The sequence below is a fragment of the Gryllotalpicola protaetiae genome, from assembly GCF_003627055.1.
In the GTDB taxonomy this organism is placed as follows: Bacteria; Actinomycetota; Actinomycetes; order Actinomycetales; family Microbacteriaceae; genus Gryllotalpicola; species Gryllotalpicola protaetiae.
This window is the reverse complement of the sequence record NZ_CP032624.1, coordinates 2,538,985-2,555,384: the sequence shown is the minus strand read 5'-3', so window position 1 is coordinate 2,555,384 and position 16,400 is coordinate 2,538,985. Positions and strand designations below refer to the sequence as shown.

Annotated in this window: 13 protein-coding genes; 3 read left to right on the top strand and 10 right to left on the bottom strand. The window is 70.0% G+C overall.

The window, feature by feature from the left end:
• The first annotated feature begins 9 nt into the window (after positions 1-9).
• The gene (locus tag D7I44_RS12425; protein ID WP_120789784.1) at positions 10-2,142 is read left to right on the top strand and encodes a YhgE/Pip domain-containing protein; all 2,133 of its coding nucleotides are present in this window, start codon (positions 10-12) and stop codon (positions 2,140-2,142) included.
• A 117-nt stretch (positions 2,143-2,259) separates the two neighbouring features.
• On the opposite strand, the gene D7I44_RS12420 is transcribed toward D7I44_RS12425, so the two are convergent.
• On the bottom strand, positions 2,260-3,696 hold the full coding sequence (locus tag D7I44_RS12420) for an NAD(P)H-quinone dehydrogenase (RefSeq protein ID WP_120789783.1): 1,437 nt from the start codon (positions 3,694-3,696) through the stop codon (positions 2,260-2,262).
• Positions 3,697-3,761: 65 nt separating this feature from the next.
• On the opposite strand from D7I44_RS12420, the gene D7I44_RS12415 reads away from it, so the two are divergent.
• Both D7I44_RS12415 and D7I44_RS12410 read left to right on the top strand, forming a co-directional pair.
• Positions 3,762-4,589, top strand: a complete 828-nt coding sequence (locus D7I44_RS12415) for a purine-nucleoside phosphorylase (RefSeq protein WP_120789782.1) — start codon at positions 3,762-3,764, stop codon at positions 4,587-4,589.
• Positions 4,586-6,277, top strand: coding sequence for a phospho-sugar mutase (locus tag D7I44_RS12410; protein WP_245979588.1), 1,692 nt, complete (start codon positions 4,586-4,588; stop codon positions 6,275-6,277). Before D7I44_RS12415 ends, D7I44_RS12410 begins: the two co-directional genes overlap by 4 nt.
• A gap of 91 nt (positions 6,278-6,368) precedes the next feature.
• Here the strand turns inward: D7I44_RS12410 and D7I44_RS12405 are convergent, their stop codons facing one another.
• From D7I44_RS12405 to D7I44_RS12365, 9 genes are all read right to left on the bottom strand, one after another.
• Positions 6,369-6,809 carry a PTS sugar transporter subunit IIA gene (locus D7I44_RS12405; protein ID WP_120789781.1) on the bottom strand — a complete coding sequence of 147 codons (441 nt, stop codon included), beginning with the start codon at positions 6,807-6,809 and terminating at the stop codon, positions 6,369-6,371.
• 32 nt (positions 6,810-6,841) lie between these two features.
• Positions 6,842-7,960 (bottom strand): adenosine deaminase, encoded by a 1,119-nt coding sequence (locus D7I44_RS12400; protein WP_120789780.1) that lies wholly within the window; start codon positions 7,958-7,960, stop codon positions 6,842-6,844.
• A 58-nt stretch (positions 7,961-8,018) separates the two neighbouring features.
• Positions 8,019-9,314 (bottom strand): thymidine phosphorylase, encoded by a 1,296-nt coding sequence (locus tag D7I44_RS12395; protein WP_120789779.1) that lies wholly within the window; start codon positions 9,312-9,314, stop codon positions 8,019-8,021.
• On the bottom strand, positions 9,314-9,784 hold the full coding sequence (locus tag D7I44_RS12390; RefSeq protein WP_120789778.1) for a cytidine deaminase: 471 nt from the start codon (positions 9,782-9,784) through the stop codon (positions 9,314-9,316). Before D7I44_RS12390 ends, D7I44_RS12395 begins: the two co-directional genes overlap by 1 nt.
• Complete coding sequence (locus D7I44_RS12385) at positions 9,774-11,060, bottom strand: ABC transporter permease (RefSeq protein ID WP_120789777.1); 1,287 nt, start codon at positions 11,058-11,060, stop codon at positions 9,774-9,776. Before D7I44_RS12385 ends, D7I44_RS12390 begins: the two co-directional genes overlap by 11 nt.
• A gap of 4 nt (positions 11,061-11,064) precedes the next feature.
• A complete protein-coding gene (locus D7I44_RS12380; protein WP_120789776.1) occupies positions 11,065-12,366 on the bottom strand; it encodes an ABC transporter permease in 1,302 nt (433 codons plus the stop codon).
• Complete coding sequence (locus tag D7I44_RS12375) at positions 12,363-13,883, bottom strand: ABC transporter ATP-binding protein (protein ID WP_120789775.1); 1,521 nt, start codon at positions 13,881-13,883, stop codon at positions 12,363-12,365. The genes D7I44_RS12380 and D7I44_RS12375 overlap by 4 nt, the downstream gene beginning before the upstream one ends.
• A 96-nt stretch (positions 13,884-13,979) precedes the next feature.
• Positions 13,980-15,068: a BMP family lipoprotein gene (locus D7I44_RS12370; protein ID WP_120789774.1), complete on the bottom strand. Its 1,089-nt coding sequence runs from the start codon at positions 15,066-15,068 to the stop codon at positions 13,980-13,982.
• 142 nt (positions 15,069-15,210) lie between these two features.
• Complete coding sequence (locus tag D7I44_RS12365; RefSeq protein WP_120789773.1) at positions 15,211-16,335, bottom strand: mannose-1-phosphate guanylyltransferase; 1,125 nt, start codon at positions 16,333-16,335, stop codon at positions 15,211-15,213.
• Positions 16,336-16,400: the final 65 nt, after the last annotated feature.

Genomic DNA, 16,400 nt, shown 5'->3' with positions numbered 1-16,400 from the left:
GACGGGACCATGGCGAAGCGCCTGCCGGCGACGGCGACCGATCGGAAACGCAATCGCGCCGTGCGCGTCGCGATCGGCGCGATCGCGTGCATCCCGCTGATCTACGGGGGCGCGCTCGTGTGGTCGAACCAGGACCCGACACATCGGCTCGACGAGGTGCCCGCAGCCGTCGTCAACCTCGACCAGCCTGTCTCCAGCGACGGAGACACCGTCGCGGTCGGAAAATCTGTGACCGCGAACCTGCTGGACGACGACTCCGACCAGGATTTCGCGTGGACCAAGACGGATGCCGCGGAGGCACGCGCCGGTCTCAAGGACGGCCGGTTCCTCGCCGTGCTCACACTCCCGAAAGACCTCTCGCAGAACGCGGTCTCCATGGGCTCGTCCGATCCGATGGACGCCCGCGGGTCCACCGTCACGATCACCACCAACGACGCCGAGAACTTCATCATGGGCACGATCGCGAAATCCGTGGGAACCGCGATCACCCAGTCGGCCTCCCAGTCCGTGTCCGCTGACTACCTGCGCCAGGTGTACGTCGGCTTCAACGACCTCGGCACCCAGCTGAACACGGCCAGCGACGGCGCACAGCAGCTCGCCTCCGGCGCCGATGAGCTCAAGTCCGGCACCGCTCAGCTCTCCAGCGGGGCCGCGCAGAGCGCTGCGGGCGCCCAGCAGCTGACGTCGGGCCTGGGCTCGCTGTCGTCCGGCGCGCAGTCCCTCGCGACCGGAACGTCCCAGGTGGCCTCCGGCGCCTCGAGCCTCGCCAGCGGGTCGCAGAGCCTCGCGACGGGCGCCGACACCCTCAGCGGCGGCCTCGCGCAGCTGAACAGCACCGCCAACGATCCGTCGACCGGCGTGCAGGCTGCGGCATCCCAGCTCGCGGCTGGCGCGCAGCAGCTCGCCACCGGGCTGAACGGCGACGGCACGGCCGCGAATCCCGGGTACATCGCTGGCGTCAACGGTCTCGCAGAGAGCTGCGCGCAGCTGCGGATAGCGGGGCTCGCAGGCAGTGGCACCCCCGCCGGCCAGCTGTGCGCCGCCATCGACACGATCGCCGGCACCACTTCCACCGGCGCGCACCAGAACAGTGATGCGCTGAGCGCGGCCGCAACCGCGCTCGCGGGCGGAACGGCCCAGCTCGACGCCGAGGCGCCTGCCCTTGCAAACGGCATTGCGCAGGCATCCGCCGGCGCTGCGCAGCTCGGCGGCAAGCTGCACGATGCTGCGAGCGGTGCGCAGAGTCTCGCATCGGGCGCGCATCAGTCCGCGACCGGAGCGCAGCAGCTCGCCGCCGCCGCCGCGCAGGCGCACGACGGCGCCGCCCAGCTCAGCGCCGGGACCGCCCAGCTCGCGGACGGCGCCCAATCCGCGGATTCCGGCGCGGCGACACTCGCCTCGGGCTCGGGCGAGCTCGCCGGCAAGCTCGCGGACGGCGCGAAGTCGGTTCCGAGCTTCACTGCGGCGGAGAAGGCGCACCTGAGCAAGGTGGCCTCTCAGCCGGTGAGCCTCGAAGCGACGCACCTCAACCCGGTGCCGGCCTACGGGTACGGCCTCGCTCCCTACTTCATGTCGCTCGGCATGTGGGTCGGCGGCCTCGCGATCTACATGGTGCTGCGGGCCATCCCGCGCCGGTCCATCGAGAAGGGCCGGCCCGGCTGGGTCAGCGCCCTGCTCGGCTACGCTCGCGGTGCCGGCGTCGCCCTCGCGCAGGCCGCGGGGATGTACCTCATCGTCACCCTCGGGGTCGGCGTGCACCCGGCCCACCCGGTCGGACTCGCACTCTTCCTGGGGCTCGCGGGGCTCGCCTTCACGGCCGTGAACCACGCGCTCATGATCGTGTTCGGCAGTCGGGGCCGCTTCCTCGGATTGCTGCTGATCGTTCTCCAGCTGTCCGCCGCGGGGGCGACGTACCCGATTCAGACGACCCCGGGCTTCTTCCAGTTCCTGCACGGGCTCTTGCCACTGACCTACGCGGTGGACGCGATCCGCTCACTCATCGCCGGCGGAACGGCCGGGGTCGGGCAGGGTGCGCTCGCCATGGTGTGCTGGCTGATCGCCACGCTCGCGGTCTCGGTCGGCGTGACGGCGTACCGGAAGATCCGCAAGGTCGACCTGGTGCTGCCCGACTTCGCGATCTGAGCCGTTCCCTTCCCGGCTTGGTCGCATATGGCCCGCTTTCGGCGCGAAAGCGGGCCATATGCGACCACGGAAGGGGCCGTTCGCGACCACGATGCGATCACGAACGTCGCAGCGGGGTCAGCCCACGATGTGCATCGCGCGGGCGGCATCCGTGATCGCGCCCGAGAGGGACGGGAAGACCGCGTAGGCCTTCGCGACGTCGTCGACCGTGAGGCGGTGCTCCACGGCGAGCGCGAGCGGGAAGATCAGCTCGCTCGCGCGCGGCGCGACGATGACGCCGCCGATGACGGTGCCGGAGCCCGTGCGGGCGAAGATCTTGACGAAGCCCTCCTTGATGTTCTGCATCTTCGCGCGGGCGTTGGTCTGCAGCGGCAGCTTGTAGATCTCGCCCTGCGCGATGCCGTCCTCGATCTGCTTCTGCGACCAGCCGACGGTCGCGATCTCGGGCTGGGTGAAGATGTTCGAGGTCACGTTGCGCAGCTCGATCGGGTTCACCGCGTCGCCCATGGCGTGGAAGACCGCGGTGCGACCCTGCATGAAGGCGACGGATGCCAGCGGCAGCACGTCGCTGCAGTCCCCAGCCGCGTAGATGTTCGGCACCGAGGTGCGCGCCACGCGGTTCACGCGGATATGCCCGGTCTGCGTCAGCTGCACGCCGGCCTCCTCGAGGCCGATGCCCGCCGTGTTCGGAATCGACCCGACCGCCATGAGGCAGTGCGAGCCCTCGACGGTGCGGCCGTCTGAGAGGGTGACGAGCACCCCGTCATCCGTTCGCTCGACCTTGTCGGCGCGCGACTTGGACATCACGTCCATGCCGCCGCGGGTGAAGACGTCCTCGAGGATGCGGGCCGCGTCCGAGTCCTCACCCGGCAGCACCTGGTCGCGGCTCGAGATCAGCGTGACCTTCGCACCGAGGTTCATGTAGGCCGAGGCGAACTCGGCGCCCGTGACGCCTGAGCCGACCACGATGAGGTGCTCGGGCAGGGCCTTCAGCGTATACAGCTGGGTCCACGTGAAGATGCGCTCGCCGTCGGGCTTCGCCGTCGGCAGCTCGCGCGGGCTCGCCCCCGTCGCCAGCACGATCGTGTCGGCCTCGATGCGGTCGAAGTCGGTGCTGCCGCGGCCGGTGCCGGTTGAGGCGACGACCGTGTGTTCGCCGTCGAGGCGGCCGACGCCGTCGATGATGGTGACTCCCGCACGCACCAGCTCGCTGCGCATGTCCTCGCCCTGCTGACGCGCGAGGCCGAGAATGCGCTTGTTGACCGCGGCCAGGTTGACGGCGACCTCCGGCCGGTGGGGTCGCAGATCCTCGCCGCGGGTGAAGAACTGCACGCCGAGGCCGACCGCGTCGGGGATGCCCTTGGCCGCCTCTGCGGTCGCGATCAGCGTCTTCGACGGCACCACGTCGGTGATGACGGCCGAACCACCGATGCCCGACCGCTCGATGACGGTGACGTCGGCGCCGAGTTGAGCGCCGGCGAGCGCCGCCTCATAGCCGCCGGGGCCGCCGCCCACGATCGTGATCCGCTGCTTCCGCTCGAACTCGAAGGCCATAGTGACCAGTGTGCCGCACGCCGGGTTACGCACAGGTGTCCGATGGTGCGCAATAAACTCCAGACATGGCCGAAGCCTCGATTCTTGACCTGCCCGAGACCGACCCGTTCGACATCGCTCGGCAGGCCGCCGCGCAGATCGCCGAGAAGACCGGCGTCGCGAAGCACGACATCGCCCTCACCCTCGGCAGCGGCTGGGGCAAGGCCGCCGACCTGATCGGCGAGACGGTCGCGACAATCCCGGCCACAGAGGTGATCGGATTCCGCAAGCCGGCGCTCGCGGGCCACGTGGGCACCCTGCGCTCGATCGCACTGCCGAACGGCAAGCACGCGCTCGTCATCGGGGCGCGCACGCACTTCTATGAGGGCCACGGGGTGCGGCACGTGGTGCACTCGGTGCGCACGGCGGCCGCGGCCGGGGCATCCGTCATGGTCCTCACCAACGGCGCAGGCGGAATCAAGCCGCACTGGCAGGCCGGCACTCCGGTGCTGATCAGCGACCACATCAACCTGACCGCGTCGAGCCCGCTCGAGGGCGCGACCTTCATCGACCTGACCGACCTGTACTCGAAGCGGCTGCGCGAGCTCGCGAAGACCGTCGATGCGAGCCTCGACGAGGGCGTGTACGTGCAGTTCCGCGGGCCGCACTACGAGACGCCGGCCGAGGTGCAGTTCGCGAAGACCATCGGCGGCCACATCGTCGGCATGTCGACCGCGCTCGAGGCGATCGCAGCGCGCCAGGCGGGGCTCGAGGTGATCGGGCTGTCGCTCATCACGAATCTCGCCGCCGGCATCTCGCCGACGCCGCTCTCGCACGCCGAGGTCATCGAGGCGGGGCAGACGGCAGAGCCCGTGATCTCGGCGCTGCTCGCCAAGATCGTGGGGCTGCTGTGAGCGATCCGCGGGTGGATGCCGTTCTCGACGCCGCCCGCGCGTGGGCCGCGCAGGACCCTGACGCCGAGACGCACGCAGAGCTCGAGACCCTGATCGCGCGCGCAGCCGCCGGCGAAGAGACTGCCGTCGCCGAGCTGCACAACCGCTTCGACGAGCGTCTCGCCTTCGGCACGGCCGGCCTGCGCGGCGAGCTCGCCGCCGGCTCGAACCGCATGAACCGCGTGCTCGTGACCCAGGCGGCGGCGGGGCTCGCCGCCTACCTGGTCGAGAAGTACGGCGGGCAGGCATCCGTCGTCATCGGCTATGACGGCCGCAAGAACTCGCGCGTGTTCGCCGAGGACTCCGCCGCGATCTTCGCCGGCGCGGGAGTGCGAGCCATCCTGCTGCCTCGTCTGCTGCCGACCCCCGTGCTCGCCTACGCCGTGCGCCATCTCGGCGCATCGGCCGGCGTGATGGTGACGGCGTCGCACAACCCGGCACGCGACAACGGCTACAAGGTGTACCTCGGCGGCGACGACCACGGCTCGCAGATCGTGCCGCCGGCCGACGCCGAGATCGCTGCGCACATCGCCGCGGTCGCCGCGGCGGGGCCGATCACCGCGCTGCCGCGGTCCGACGCGTTCGAGCTGGCCGACGAGTCGCTGGTCTACGCATATGTCGCGGCGACGGCCGCCGTCGCAGGTGCCCTGCCGGAGGGCGTCGGGCTCGACGTCGTCTACACCGCCATGCACGGCGTCGGGTGGGACACCGCGTCGCGCGTCTTCGAGGCCGCGGGCCTGCCGCTGCCGCTCAGCGTCGCCGCCCAGCAGGAGCCGGACCCGGACTTCCCGACGGTGTCGTTCCCGAACCCCGAGGAGCCGGGCGCGCTCGATCTCGCCGTGCGGACCGCGCGCGAGCAGAGCGCTGAGCTGATCATCGCGAACGATCCGGACGCCGACCGGTTCGCGGTGGCGATTCCGGATGCCTCAGCCGACGGCGGCTGGCGGCGCCTGTCGGGCAACGAGGTCGGCACGCTGCTCGGCTGGGCCGCCGCAGAGGGAGAGGCCGGGGCGCGGCACGGCGCCCACCACGTGCCAGGGGTGCTCGCGGCATCCATCGTCTCCTCCCCCGCGCTGCGGGCGATCGCGGCGCACTTCGGGCTCGACTACGTCGACACGCTCACCGGCTTCAAGTGGATCTCGCGCGCCCCCGGCCTGCTCTTCGGCTATGAGGAGGCGCTCGGCTACCTCGTGAACCCCGAGACCGTGCGCGACAAGGACGGCATCTCGGCGGCAGCCCGCTTCCTCGCCCTCGCGCTGCGCTGGAAAGCGGCCGGGCGGACCATCGCCGACCAGCTCGAGGCGATCGGCGCCGAGATCGGGCACTACTCGAGCGGGCAGATCTCGCTACGGGTCACCGACCTCTCCGAGCGCGGGCGCATCATGGACCGGTTGCGCGCCGAGCCGCCACGGGTGCTCGGCACCGTCGCAGTCGCGTCGTTCGACGACCTCGCGACGGGCATCCCCGGCCTGCCGGTCGACAACATCCTGCGCATCGTGACCGCGGACGGCGCGCGCGTCATGATCAGGCCGAGCGGCACCGAGCCGAAGCTGAAGGTCTATCTCGACGTGCGCGGGGATTCGCGGGCGGATGCCGCCGCGAAGGTCGCGGCGCTCGACGCCGCGCTGCGCGAGCTGCTGGCGACGTAGCACGCACAAAGCGGCAGAGCTGCGCGACGAACCGTGCAGGCCGCCGACTGCGGCTCGAGATCGCGACGATCTCCGCCTTTGTGCGCGCCCGTCAGCCGCGGAGGATCGCGCGCACCTCTTCGGCCGCCGTCGCTGCGCGCAGTGCCGGGATCGCCCGGGGGTCGTTGAACACGTTCGCGATGTCGGCGACCAGGCTGACGTGCGTGTCGGGGCTCACGCTCGCGATGCCGACGACGACCGAGACCGGGTCGTTGTGGGCGTGCCCGAAGGCGACCGGCTCGGCGAGTGTGACGACCGAGATGCCGTCGCGGCGCACGTCGGGGCCGGGGCGCGCATGCGCGAGGGCGAGCCCGGGCGCGACGACGATGTAGGCGCCGAACTCGTCGACGACGGCGATCATGCGCTCGGTGTAGGCGTCGGTCGCGGCACCGGCGCGCACGAGCGCCGCACCGGCCAGGCGCACCGCGGCGCGCCAGTCGGCGGCCACCGCGTTGAACTCGATGGCGTGGTCGGGCACGTCGGGCAGCGGCATGATGTCGATTTTAGCGAAGCTCGGCGTGACTTCTACACAGCGTCGAAGCCGGCGGCGATGCGGTCGATGAGCTCCTCGCGCTCCTCGATCGGCAGGAACGCTGCCGCCGCCGCGTTGAGCTGGAAGGTCTCGAGGTCGTCGAGTCGGTAGGCGAACACGTCGGCGAGCAGCGACAGCTCGCGGCTCAGGCTCGTGCCGCTCATCAGGCGGTTGTCGGTGTTGACGGTCACGCGGAAGCCGAGCTGGTAGAGCAGGTCGAACGGGTGGTCGGCCATCGTCTCGCCCCAGTGTGCGATCGCACCGGTCTGCAGGTTGCTCGTCGGGCTGGTCTCGAGCGCGATCTCGCGGTCTTTCACCCACTGGCTGAGCAGGCCGAGTGAGACATATGTGTTCTCATCGTCAGCCCGCTCGATGATCAGGTCCTCGGCGAGCCGCACACCGTGGCCGAGCCGCAGCGCGCGCCCGTCGAGCAGCGCCGACGTGATCGAATCGAGCCCGTCCGCCTCGCCGGCGTGCACGGTCACGGGGAACCACTCGGCGGCGAGGTAGTCGAACGCGCCGCGCATCGTCGATGCCGGGAAGCCTGCCTCGGGGCCGGCCGTGTCGAAGCCGACGACCCCACTGTCGCGATGCCGCACGGCGAGCCGCGCGATCTCGCCCGCCTGCCCCGGGTTCTGGCGCAGGCTCGACAGCAGCTGCCCGATGCGGATGAACCCACCGCCCGCACCGACCGCTGCCACCGCTTGGTCGATGCCCGCCTGCACGGCCTCCACGGCCTGGTCCAGGCTGAGCCCGTGGGTGAGGTGCTGCTCAGGCGCCCAGCGGATCTCGCCGTAGACCACGCCATCGGCGTGCAGATCCTCGACAAACTCGCGGGCCACACGAGCGAGCGCATCGGCGGTCTGCATCACGCCGACCGTCACGTCGAACGTCTTCAGGTACTCGACGAGGCTGCCCGCGTGCGCGCGTGACTCGAACCAGGTGCGCAGGGTCTCGGCGTCCCTCACGGGGAGCTCGAGGCCGGCCTCGTCGGCGAGCTCCACAATCGTCTGCGGCCGCAGGCCGCCGTCGAGGTGGTCGTGCAGGCTCACCTTCGGCAGGGCGTTGATGCTCGCGCCCTCGAGCAGGTATTCGCGGTCCGGTGCGCTCATGCTGTTTCTCCGATCGGGCGGCTTCGCCGCCCGGAGGCGGTGCGGGGCACGCCGCGGGTCACTGCGTGACCCTTTCCACGACCAGCGGCGACGGTGTGTGAGCGGATGCCTCGCCGATCTCCCACGCCCCGTCGAGAGCTTCGAGCGCGCGCTCGAAGCGAGCGGCATCGTCCGCGGCGAGGGTGAAGAGCGGCTGACCGGCCGTGACGGTGTCGCCCGGCTTCGCGTGCAGCTCGATGCCGGCGGCGTGCACCACCGGGTCCTCCTGCCGGGCCCGGCCGGCGCCGAGGCGCCACGCGGCGATGCCGAACGGCAGCGCCTCCTGCCTGGTGAGCACGCCCGAGCTCGGCGCGACGACCGTGTGCGTCTCGCGCGGCTCGGGCAGCGCCGCGTCGGGGTCGCCGCCCTGCGCTGTGACGAAGGCGCGCCAGCGGTCCATCGCACGGCCGTCCGTGAGCGCGGCCTCGACGTCGGCGTCGGGTTGACCGGCGAGCGACAGCATCTCGCGCGCGAGGGCGACCGTCAGCTCGAGGACATCAGCGGGGCCGCCGCCCGCGAGCACCTCGACCGACTCGCGCACCTCGTTCGCGTTGCCGATCGTGAGGCCGAGCGGCACGTTCATGTCGGTGAGCAGCGCAGAGGTCGCCACTCCGGCATCCGTGCCCAGCTCGACCATCGTCTGCGCGAGCTCGCGCGCCTTCGCGAAGTCCTTCATGAACGCGCCAGAGCCGAACTTGACGTCGAGCACGAGCACGCCGGTGCCCTCCGCGATCTTCTTGCTCATGATCGACGATGCGATCAGCGGGATCGCCTCGACGGTGCCGGTCGTGTCCCGCAGCGCGTACAGCTTCTTGTCGGCGGGCGCGAGACCCGCGCCGGCCGCGCAGATGACGCCGCCGACCGGGCCGGCGAGCTGGGCGAACACCTCATCGTTGCTGAGCGACGCCCGCCACCCGGGGATCGACTCGAGCTTGTCGAGGGTGCCGCCCGTGTGCCCGAGTCCGCGGCCGGAAAGCTGCGGCACCGCGACGCCGAAGCATGCCACGAGCGGCATGAGGGGAAGGGTGATCTTGTCGCCGACGCCGCCCGTGGAGTGCTTGTCGGCCGTCGGCTTGTCAAGACCCGAGAAATCGAGCCTCTCGCCCGAGGCGACCATCGCCATCGTCAGATCCCGGATCTCCTGCCGGGACATGCCGTTCAGCAGGATCGCCATCGCGAGCGCCGACATCTGCGAATCGGCGACGTAGCCGCGCGTGTACGCATCGACGAGCCACTGGATCTGCGGGGTCGTGAGAGAGCCGCCGTCGCGCTTGGCGCCGATCAGCTGGACCGCGTCGAAGGGTTCGACCGCCATCAGTTCGCATACTCCTCAAGGGTTCGTGGTCCGAAGGCATCCGGCAGGACCTCGTCGATCGTCTTCACACCCGACACCGTCTCAAGAAGCATGCCGTGAGCGGAATGCTCGAACAGCAGCTGCCGGCAGCGGCCGCACGGCATCAGCACGGCACCGCGCCCGTCGACGCAGGTGAACGCGACGAGCTTGCCGCCGCCGCTCATCACGAGGTCGGAGACGAGCGAGCATTCGGCGCAGAGGGTCACACCGTAGGAGGCGTTCTCGATGTTCGCGCCGCGCACCGTGCGCCCGTCGTCGACGATCGCGGCGGCCCCGACGGGGAAACGCGAGTACGGCGAGTAGCTCAGGTGCATGGCATCCGTCGCGACCTGGCGCAACGCGTCCCAATCGACGGCGGATGCCTGTGCCGATGAGCGCTGCGTCTCTGAACGCTCTGCCTCTGAACGCTCTGCCTCTGAACTACTTGACATACGGCTTCCCATCGGCGGCGGGGGCTCTCGACTTCCCGACGAGACCTGCCACGGCGAAGATCGTCACGAGATACGGCAGCATCAGCAGGAACTCGCTCGGCACCGGTGAGCCGATGATGCCGAGGGTGTTCTGCAGGTTGGTCGCGAAGCCGAACAGCAGGGCGGCGAGCGTCGCGCGGATCGGGTCCCACCGGCCGAAGATGACCGCGGCGAGGGCGATATAGCCCTGACCGGCCGTCATCTCCTTCGTGAACAGGCCGACCGACCCGAGCGTGAAGAACGCCCCGCCGAGGCCGGCGATCGCGCCGGCGAGCGACACGTTCCAGAACCGCGTGCCGTTGACGCTGATGCCGACCGTGTCCGCAGCCTGCGGGTGCTCGCCCACGGCCCGCACGCGCAGCCCCCACTTGGTGTGGAACAGGCCGTACCAGACCGCGGCCACCGCGACGTAGGCGATATAGACGATGATCGAATGGTCGAAGAGGACCGGGCCGACGACCGGGATCTCGGACAGGCCCGGGATCGGCAGGTCGGGCAGCGTCATGCGCCGGTTCAGATGCTCGGGGTCGGCCGCGAGGATCTTCGTGTAGCCGAAGTTCGTGAGACCGGTGACGAGCACGTTGATCACGACGCCGACGATGACCTGGTCGACGAGGTACTTGATCGCGAACGCCGCGAGGATGAACGCGACGAGAACGCCGGCGACGGCGGCAGCCACGAGGCCGAGCGTCATCGAGCCGGTCGCCGAGGCGACCAGCGCAGAGCAGAACGCTCCGCCGAGCAGCTGGCCCTCGATGGCGACGTTGACAACGCCCGCGCGCTCGCCGATGACCCCGCCGAGCGCGCCGAAGATGAGCGGCACCGACAGCGTCACCGCGCCGAGCAGCAGCGAGGTGATCGGCAAGGGCCGCTGCCCCGCCGCCGCCCAGGTGAGGAATCCGACCATGAACACGAAGGCGAACAGCGACGTGTACCAGAGGGGGATGCGGATGCGCCGCCATGCGGCGACCCAGCCCAGCGCGGCCATGATCCCGCAGACGATGGCGAGGGCGAGGCCGACCGGTGCGGCCGAGATGATGACGTCGGGAATGCGGAAGAAGTCCTCGCTCTGACTGAAACGGAACTCCGTCTCCCCCGGGCGCGCGAAGACGATGAACATCAAGGTGGCGCCGAGGGCGAAGATGCTGAGCGCGATCGGCACTTTCCAGCTGCGCACATCGACCTTCTCGAGGACGATCGGCGACGCGTCGGGGACGCCTGCGGTGATGGTGCTCATGGCCTCAGGCCTCCTTCGCGACGGACTTCGCGGCACGACGGGGGCGCCTCGAGGCGGTGCCGGGCTTCGGCAGGCCGAAGATGGCCCGCACGAGCGGCGGCGCGGCGATGAACAGCACGATGAGCGACTGCACGATGAGCACGATGTCGATCGGGATGCCGTTGGCGGCCTGCATGACGTAGCCGCCGGACTTGAGCGCGCCGAACAGCAGACCGGCGATGAACACGCCGAGGGGCTTCGAACGGCCGAGGAGCGCGACGGTGATCGCGTCGAAGCCGAGGCCCGCGTCGAAGCCCGACGAGAAGCCGCCTGGGGTGGTGGCGAGAACCTGGTTCACACCGGCCAGTCCGACGAAGCCGCCGGCGATCGCCATGCCGTAGATGTACATGCGCTCGACGCCGATGCCGGCGGTGCGCGCGGCGCTCGGGTTCTCGCCGACCGCACGGAACCGGAAGCCGAGGTTCGAGCGGTTCATCAGCCACCAGTACGCGAACGCGGCGGCGATCGCGAGCACGAACGCCCAGGTGACCGTGTAGCGGATGCCGAACAGGCCGGGCAGCTGCGCCGCCTCGGGGATCGCGGGCGACTTCGGGTTGTTCGTACCTGCGGCCTGCAGCGCACCGGGGGTGCGCAGCAGGAACGAGATCAGATAGAAGGCGACGTAGTTGAGCATGATCGTCACGATCACCTCGTGCGCACCCGTCTGCGCCTTCAGCCAGCCGACGATGCCCGCCCAGAACGCGCCGCCCACGATGCCCGCCAGGATCGCGACGATGAGCGCGAGCGGAAACGGCATCGGGAACGACCAGGCGACCCAGCCGGCGAAGGCGCCTCCGATGAGGATCTGCCCCTGGCCGCCGATGTTGAACAGGCCGATGCGGAAGGCGAGCGCGATGCCGAGGCCGCCGAAGATCAGCGGCGTCGCGGCGCTCAGCGTGTTGGTGAGCGGCTGGATGCCGCCCGCGAAGTCGGGCCGCCCGGTGTTGTAGATCGCGCCCTCGAACAGCGAGCGGTAGGCGCCGCCGACGGCATTCCACACCGCCTGCAGCATGTCGGACGGCCGGGCGAAGAAGTAGCCGGCGGTCTGCTGCACGGTCGGGTCGGTCACCGCGATCAGCACCGCGCCAACGACGAGCGCCAGGAACACGGCGAGCACCGAGATCACGAGGCTGCCGCCCATGATGTCGCGCAGCGCCTGCTGCCCGCGGCTGGTCACGGGCGACGGCGCAGGCGGCTGCGGCGCGGCCGGTGCGGCGGACGCCTGCTGCTCAGGCTCCGGCGCCGTCGGAGGGGTCGTCTCGCTCATGCCGCCTCCCCGGCGACCTCGGGCGACTCGCCCGCCATCATGAGGCCCAGCACCTCGCGCGGGGTGTCCCCCGGGACGATGCCGACGATGCCGCCGCGGTACATCACTGCGATGCGGTCGGCGAGCGCGACGACCTCGTCGAGCTCGGTCGAGACCACCACCACGGGCACGCCGTCGTCGCGGGTCGCGACGATGCGCTTGTGCACGAACTCGATCGAGCCGACGTCGAGGCCGCGGGTGGGCTGCGCGGCGACGAGCAGGCGCAGCTCGCGGGACAGCTCGCGGGCGAGCACGACCTTCTGCTGGTTGCCGCCGGACAGGCGGCCGACCGCGGTCTGGATCGACTGGGCGCGCACGTCGAACTCCCTCACCTTCTCTTCGGCGAAGGCGTTCAGCACCTTGGTCTGCAGGTTCGCGCCGCGCACGAACGGGGCGCCGGACGAGCGGTCGAGCATCAGATTCTCCGCAATCGTGAACTCGCCGACCAGCCCGTCCTCGTTGCGATCCTCCGGCACGAAGCCGACGCCGGCGTCGAGCACCTGCCGCACCCCCTTGCCGACGAGCTCGGTGCCGTCGAGGGTGATCGACCCCTCGACCCTGGGCTGCAGCCCGAGCAGCGCCTCGGTGAGCTCGGTCTGCCCGTTGCCCTGAACCCCGGCGACGGCGAGGATCTCGCCCTGCCGCACCTCGAAGCTGACGTCGTTGACGACCTTCTGGCCGAACGCGTCGAGCACCGTCAGGCCGTTCACGACCAGCGCGGCATCCGCCGGCTTCGCCGGGTCCTTCTGCACCGTCAGCTCGACGGCGCGGCCCACCATGAGGGACGCGAGCTCGGAGTTGCTCGCCGTGGGCGACGCCTCGCCGACGACCTTGCCGAGGCGGATGACGGTGATGCGGTCGGCGACCTCGCGCACCTCGCGCAGCTTGTGGGTGATGAAGACGATGCCGGTGCCCTGCGCCTTGAGCTGGCGCATGATGCCCATCAGCTCGTCGGTCTCCTGCGGGGTGAGCACGGCGGTCGGCTCGTCGAAGACGAGCACCTTCGCGTCGCGGCTGAGCGCCTTGATGATCTCGACGCGCTGCTGCACGCCGACGGGCAGCTGCTCGACGACCGCGTCAGGGTCGACGTCGAAGCCGAAGCGCTGCGAGATCTCGCGCACCTTCGCGCGGGCGGCCGGCAGGTCGAGGCGGCCGAGGCCCTTGGTCTGCTCATGGCCGAGCATGACGTTCTCGGCGACGGTGAACACCGGGACGAGCATGAAGTGCTGATGCACCATGCCGATACCGGCCTTCATCGCATCGCCGGGGCCGGCGAAGTGCTGCACCGCGTCGTCGAGCAGAATCTCGCCCTCGTCGGCCTGGTAGAGGCCGTAGAGCACGTTCATCAGGGTGGATTTGCCCGCGCCGTTCTCGCCGAGCAGACAGTGCACCTCACCGGGCTCGACGGTGAGCGAGATGTGGTCGTTGGCGGTGAGGCTGCCGAAGCGCTTGGTGATTCCGCGCAGTTCGAGCTTCATGGGGAAGACGCTACCTTTCCGCCCGGGTCGGGCGACAGATAGAGAACGGTCGGCCGGGGAGATCGTCCCCGGCCGACCGCTTCAGGATCTACTGGATCAGGACTTGGGGGATGCGGGCGAGTTGACCGTGATCGACCCGTCGATGATTCCCGCCTTGATCTTGTCGATCTCACCCTGCAGACCCGGGTCCACCTTGGACTCGAAGTCGTGGAACGGGGCGAGGCCCACGCCGTCGTTCTTCAGCGTTCCGACGTACGGGGTGTTGCTGAACTTGCCGGCTGCGGCGCTCTTGACGACGTTCTCGACGGAGGGCTGGATGCCCTTCATGACCGAGGTGAGCAGGATGCTGCGCACCGACGGGTCGGTGTTGTAGACATCAGCGTCGACGCCGATCAGCGCGATCGACTTGCCCGAGTTCTTGATGGCGGTCGCGGCCGACTGGTAGATCGGGCCGCCGACCGGCATGATCACGTCGGCGCCCTGGTCGATGATGCCCTGGGCCGTGTTCTGCGCGGTGTCGTTGGCGTCGAAGCCGCCCGTGAACGAGCCCTTCTGGCTGTCGACGTTCCAGCCGACGACCTTGACGTCCTTGTTCTTCTGCTTGTTGAAGTACGCGACGCCGTCGGCAAAGCCGTCCATGAAGATGGTCACGGTCGGGATCTGCATGCCGCCGAAGGTGCCGACGACGCCGGACTTCGAGAAGCTCGCCGCCGCGTAGCCGCCGAGGAACGCCGCCTGTGCGGTGTCGAAGATGATCGGCTGCACGTTGTCGGCGGTGATCGAGTTGTCGTCGATGATCGCGAAGTTGGTGTCGGGGTTCTGCGCCGCAGCCGCCTTCGTCGCGTCGGCGAGGTTGAAGCCGACCGTGATGATCAGGTTGCAGTTCTGCGACACCATGCTCGAGATGTTCGGCGCGTAGTCGGCGTCGGTCTTCGACTCGGCCGTCTTCGGCTTGACGCCAAGTGCCTTGGACGCGTCCTGAAGGCCGTTGTAGCCGAGCTCGTTGAACGAGTGGTCGTCGAAGCCGCCCGAGTCCGAGATCATGCAAGGCAGGAAGTCGCTCTTCTTGGCGGTGGTCGAACCGCCGCTCGAGGTGGACGGCGCCTGAGCGCATCCGGCGAGCAGCGCGACGCCGCCCGCCACGGCGATCGCAGAGACGATCACCTTTCGTGCTGTGATTTTCACTTTTACCCCTCCACAGGTATTGCAGGGTGCCGCGCATGTGCGCGCGCGGACACCAGGACGACGCTACCCAACGCGCGGGCGCGCGACGCACCGCGACCGCACTTCTTAATGGGGCCGTTACACGCCAGCGCGCGGATGCCTGTCACAGCACGTCCGTCGACCCCTGCAGCTTGAGCGCGTCCACGACGGACTTGACCCGCTGGGCGTTCTCGATGGTGGTGACGAGGAGGGCATCTGGGGTGTCGACGACGACGATGTCCTTGACGCCGATGAGGCTGATGATGCGCTTCGACCCGCTGACCACGATGCCGCTCGAGGCGTCAGCCAGGACTCGCGCGTTCTCGCCGAGAATCGCGAGGTCGGCTTTGCGGCCGCCCGAGTTGACCTTCGCGAGCGAGGCGAAGTCACCGACGTCGTCCCAGCGGAACAGACCGGGGACGACCGCCATCTTGCCCTCGGCGGCGGCCGGCTCGGCCACCGAGTAGTCGATCGCGACCTTCTCGAGCTTCGGCCAGATCCGGTCGACGGCCGGTCCGCGCGTGGCCTGGTCGTCCCACGCGGCGGCGAGCTCGAGCAGTTGCTCGTGCAGCACGGGCTTGGTCGTGGCGAGCTCGTTCAGCAGCACGTCGGCGCGCGTGATGAACATGCTCGCGTTCCAGAGGTAGCTGCCGTCGCGCAGGTAGCCACGCGCCGTGGCGAGGTCGGGCTTCTCGACGAAGGCCTCGACCATGCGCGCGTTCGGCGCCCCCTCTGCCCCGAGCGGCGCCCCCTGCTTGATGTAGCCGAAGCCGACCGCGGGCTCGGTGGGGCGGATGCCGATCGTGACGATGCGCCCGGAGTCCGCGGCTACGACGGCCTCGCGAACGGCGGAGTCGAAGAGCGGCACCTGGCTGATGATGTGGTCCGCCGCGAACGAGCCGATGATCACGTCCGGCTCACGGCGCTGCAGGATCGCAGCGGCCAGGCAGATCGCCGCCGTCGAGTCGCGAGGGTCGGCCTCGAGCACGATGTTCGCGTCGCGCAGATCGGGCAGCTGCTCCTCCACCGCTGCACGGTGCGCGCGGCCGGTGACGACCATGATGCGGTCCTTGCCGGACAGCGGTGCGAGGCGGTCCCAGGTGTCGCGCAGCAGGCTGTTGCCGCTGCCGCTCAGGTCGTGGAGGAACTTCGGGGCGATCGCCCGTGACAGCGGCCACAGCCGAGAGCCCACGCCGCCCGCTGGGATCACAGCGTGGAAACGGGACAGCGCGTCGCTCGATCCGGCCATGCCCGCAACCTTATCGACTCGCGACGTGCGCGATTACCCGGCCGTAGCGACGCGGCTACTTGCTC